At 72.4% G+C, this 4708-nt stretch carries 4 protein-coding genes; all 4 read right to left on the bottom strand.

Annotation, left to right across the window (positions count from 1 at the left end):
• Nucleotides 1–762 (bottom strand): glycosyltransferase (locus N415_RS24020; RefSeq protein ID WP_152531547.1); only part of this gene is annotated, 762 nt, incomplete at its 3' end.
• Nucleotides 759–2399 (bottom strand): carbamoyltransferase C-terminal domain-containing protein, encoded by a 1641-nt coding sequence (locus N415_RS24015; RefSeq protein ID WP_068187404.1) that lies wholly within the window; start codon nucleotides 2397–2399, stop codon nucleotides 759–761. The genes N415_RS24015 and N415_RS24020, both read right to left, overlap by 4 nt.
• Nucleotides 2400–2407: 8 nt before the next feature.
• Nucleotides 2408–3457, bottom strand: coding sequence for an NAD-dependent epimerase/dehydratase family protein (locus N415_RS24010; protein ID WP_068187402.1), 1050 nt, complete (start codon nucleotides 3455–3457; stop codon nucleotides 2408–2410).
• Between the two features lie 4 nt (nucleotides 3458–3461).
• Nucleotides 3462–4682, bottom strand: coding sequence for a glycosyltransferase (locus tag N415_RS24005; protein ID WP_068187400.1), 1221 nt, complete (start codon nucleotides 4680–4682; stop codon nucleotides 3462–3464).
• Between the last annotated feature and the right edge of the window lie 26 nt (nucleotides 4683–4708).

Here is a 4708-nt window from a genome sequence, read left to right as displayed (position 1 = left end):
GCCGGCCGCGGTGGTGGCGAGGTGCGCCGGCATCCGGCCCGGTCCCTCACCGATCTTGGCCCGCCAGGACCGGCCGTGCTTGCGGCGCATCAGGGCGTTGTCTCGGTTGCCGACCTGCGCGCGCACGCTCGACCGCCAGGTGCTCCGGGCGACGGGATGGGTGCAGCGACGCTCGCCGCGCACGATCCGCCCGCCGGCCTCGGTGATCCGCAGCGCCAAATCGGAATCCTCGCGATAGGCGCGCGGGAACCGCTCGTCGAATCCGCCGACAGCGACCAGCATGTCGCGGCGGAACGCCATGTCGGCGGTGATCCACCGCGCCTGGGCCAGCCGGAGGGTTCGGCGTTCGTCGTCGGTGGGCGGGCGCGAGGCCGGTGCCGGCACCTCGATCACCGCCTGGGAGCCGGCCGCGCCGGCTGCCTCGGCGGCCCGCAGGTCGGCGGCCAACGCCGAGGTCCACCGCGCGTCCGGGAGCACGTCGTCGTCGAGGAAGCACACCCAGCGCGCGCCGGTGGCGCGCCACCCGGTGTTGCGGGCGGCCGCCGGGCCCCGCCCGCCGCTGCGCAGCACCCGCACCGGGAGGCCGGTGGGGACGGGAAGGTCGGTGGCCGTGCCGGGCCGGTCGTCGACCAGCACCACCTCGGCGGGTGCCGGACCGGTGCCGCGCTGCAGCGCAACCAGCAAGCGGCGCAAGGATTCCCGGCCCACCGTCGGCACCACGATGGCATATGCGATGGCGTGGTCCGGCTGGGCGGCCGTCATCGCTGCCGCCAGACCAGGTAGGGGCCGACGGCCAGCACGTCGATCGGGGAACTGCCGAAGACCTCGAGCGCGTCGCGCGGGGTGTCGACCATCGGGCGCCCGGCGGTGTTGAAGCTGGTGTTGACCACCACCGGGACCCCGGTGCGCTCGGCGAACCGACTGATCGTCGCGTGCAGGCGCGGGTCCGCGTCCGCATCGACGGTTTGGATGCGCGCGGTGCCGTCGACGTGGGTGACCGCGGGGATGCGCTCTCGCCAGTGGGCGGCGACGTCGTGCACGAACAGCATGTAGGGGCTGGGAAGCGGCCCGCGAGAAAAGATTTCGCCGGCCCGCTCCGCGAGCACCATCGGAGCGACCGGCCGGAATTGCTCGCGGCCTTTGACCGCGTTGAGGCGCTCCAGGTTGGCGGCGTGCCGCGGATCGGCCAGCAGCGAGCGGCCGCCGAGCGCCCGCGGCCCGAATTCGGCGCGCCCCTGGAACCATCCCACCAACCGGTTGTCGGCCAGCGCGTCGCCGATCGCCGCGGCCAGATTGGTGGGGCGCTGGTAGGCGACGGCCGCGTCGTCGAGCGTCGTCCGGATCTGCTCCTCGGACCACCCGCGGCCCAGCTGCGCCGTGGGCATCGGGGCGATCGGCTCGCCGAACGCGGCGGCCAGGCTGAGCGCCGCTCCCAGCGCTGTGCCGGAATCGCCGGCGGCCGGCTGAACCCAGACGCGCTCGAAGCCCGACTCCGCGTGGATGCGGGTGTTGGCAACGCAATTCAGCGCCACCCCGCCGGCCAGGCACAGCGAGTCGCCGTCGGTGCGGTCGCGCAGCCAGGCCACCAGGTCGAGCAGCACGTCCTCGACGACGCGCTGCACGCTGCAGGCCAGGTCGGCGTGCACGGGATCGAGTGCGGGTTCATGGGGCCGGCGCGCGGGGGCAAGCCGCTCCCAGTCGATCGGCTCGGTGCGAAACCCGCCGTCGGCGCAGGCGTACACCCGCTCGCGCAGCGCGTCGGCGAACCGCGGGCTGCCGTAGGAGGCCATCGCCATCACCTTGTATTCGTCGCTGGAACGCGCGAAACCCAGGTGCTCCGTAAGGCTTTCGTAAAGCAACCCCAGCGAGTGCGGCAGCGCCTGGGAGGCCAGGACGTCGAGCTTCTGGTCGCGGTACACCCCGGCGAGCATCGAGGTGCGTTCGCCGCGACCGTCGACCACCAGCACCGCCGTATCGGGGTGCGGCGAGGCCAGCGCGGTCGACGCCGCGTGGGCGACGTGATGGCGGATGTGGCAGACCGCGGCGGGGTTGAGCCCGGGCACCGCAGTAGCCAGGAAGCGCGGCGCGCGTTCGGCATACATGGTGCGCAGGTGCTCCCAGTCCCGGTCGAGCCCGGCGGGATCGATCGGCTGCTCGTGCATCAGGGCCGGGTCGTAGGAGTATCCGACCGCGTCGATCTCCTCCGGCGCCAGGCCGCCGGCCTCGAGGCACCAGCGGATCGCCGAGGTGGGCAGCTCCCAGGTGGCGAACGGCACGGCCTGCTTGCCATGCTTGCGCCGCGAGAACCGCTCTTCTTCGGCGGCCGCCACCACTTCGCCGTCGACCACCAGGGCGGCGGCCGAATCGTGGAATACCGCATTGACACCGAGAATTCGCACATTACCCCCTATTGCGCCAACCGCTCGGGCTCCGAGACCCGCCGGTGCGGGTCGTCGGCCGTGCTGCGGAACCATTGGACGGTGGTGCTCAGCCCGGCGCGGTAGTCGATCCGCGGCTCCCAGCCCAACTCCCGGCGCGCCAGGGTGATGTCCGGGCATCGGCGTTGCGGGTCGTCGACGGCCGCGGGGGTGAGCTGGATCGTGGAGGTGCTGCCGGCCAGCTCGCGGATCAGCTCCGCCACCGCGCGCACCGTCAGTTCGATGGGATTGCCGAGGTTCACCGGCCCGGCGAAATCGCTGCGCGCCAGCGCGATCAGCCCGGCCACGGTGTCGTCGACGTAGCACAGCGAGCGGGTCTGCAGTCCCGTGCCGGACACCGTCAGCGGTTCCCCGCGCAGCGCCTGACGACAGAACGTCGGAACCATCCGCCCGTCATCGGTACGCATGCCCGGCCCGTAGGTGTTGAAGATGCGCGCGACGCCGACGTCGGCGCGGCCCAGCCGGTGGTAGGCGAACGTCAACGCCTCCGCGTAGCGCTTGGCCTCGTCGTACATGCTGCGTGGGCCCACCGGATTCACGTTGCCCCAATAGGTTTCGCGCTGCGGATGCGATTCGGGATCGCCGTAGACCTCGCTGGTGGAGGCCAGCACGAACCGGGCCCCCGCGCGCTCGGCGATGTCCAGCGCCGTCGCGGTGCCCGCCGACCCGGCGAGCAGCGTGGCGATCGGCATCCGCTGATAGTCGATCGGCGAGGCGGGCGACGCCAGGTGGAACACGGTGTCGAACGACGCACCGAGGACGTCGACGGCGCCGGGATCGCAAATGTCCTGCCGCACAAACTCATAACCGGTCCGCCCGGCCAACCGCGACGCCGCCCCCGGCGGGCTGGTGGACAGGTCGTCGACGCTGACGACTTCCACGCCCATTCCGAGCAACCGCTCGCACAGGTGGACGCCCAGAAAGCCGGCGCCCCCGGTGACGACCGCCCGCGATAGGGGCCGCACCGCCCCCGCGCGTGCGGAGGCGATCTTCGATCCGGTGAAAATGCCCTGAGCCATCGCGCTATCCGGAACGGCTGTTGAGCGTGCTGACCTCGCGCCGCACCGGTGCCAGCTTTTCGTAGACGCGCTCCGTGTCGGTCGCGATGCGGTCCCAGGTGTAGCGCGCCCGGGCGCGGTCCCGTCCCGCGCGGCCCATGGCGGCGCGCCGCCGACCGTCGTCCAGGAGCGGGTTGACCGCCTCGGCCAGTGCGGCGGAATCCTTCGGCGGCACAAGGCGACCCGTCACGTCGTCGACGACGGTATCGCGTATCCCGCCGACCGCCGAGGCCGCCACGGGCACCCCGCAAGCCATCGCCTCGAGCGGCACGATCCCGAAGGGCTCGTACCACGGGGTGCAGGCCACCACGTCGGCCGAACGCAGCACGGCGGGCATCTCGCCGCGGGTGATCCCGCCGAGCAGCCGCACCCGGTCGGCCACACCGAGTTGATCGGCAAGCCGTTGCAACCGCCGTGCCTCGTGGTCGCCGGGCAGGGCCGCGCGGGCCGGGCCGCCGACGATCACGAGTTCGGCGCCGGGGATGCGCGGCATGGCCCGGATCAGCGTCTCAAAACCCTTGCGCGGCACCAGGCGTCCGACCGAAACGATCCGCTTCCGGACCCCGCGCGACGCGGCGGGCCCGTCCGGGTGGAACGCGTCGATGTCCACACCGCAGGGCACCACCGACGTGTGCGAGCGGGCACGGCCCATGCGAACAAGCTCGAAGACTTCGTCGGTGCTGGTGGCCGCCACCCAGTCGGCGCCGCGCGCGACGACGGTCTCCAGCCCGATGCGGCAATCCGGGCTGGTGTCGTCGGTGCCCTGGTGTTGCCGCTTGACCAGGCCCAGCGCGTGGAACGTCTGCACCGTGGGGATCCGGTGCGATCGCGCCGCGCGCTGGGTGGCCAGCCCCGACATCCAGAAGTGGGCGTGAGCCACGTCGGGCGGTCGGGCCCGCCAATGCCCCGCCAGGAAATGGGCGAAGCCGTACATGTATTGCAGCAGTTGATCTTTGGGCAGCACGCGGGCCGGACCCGCGGGCACATGCACCACCGAGTAGCCGTGCTCCGTCTCGACGCAGTCGGGCAGGTCGGGGTCGTCGCGGCGGGTGAAAACCACCACGTCGTGGCCCCGCCGCGCCAGCGCGGCCGACAGCTCGGCGACATGCACGTTCTGCCCGCCGGCGTCGACGCCCCCCAGGTGGGCCAGCGGGCTGGCGTGTTCGGAGATCATCGCAATCCTCATGCGGGCTCCCCTAAGTTTGTTGGTGT

Origin of the sequence: Mycobacterium sp. UM_CSW (assembly GCF_000455205.1) — a bacterium.
Taxonomy (GTDB): Bacteria; Actinomycetota; Actinomycetes; order Mycobacteriales; family Mycobacteriaceae; genus Mycobacterium.
Note: the sequence above shows the minus strand (reverse complement) of the source record. Positions and strands in the feature narration are given on the sequence as shown.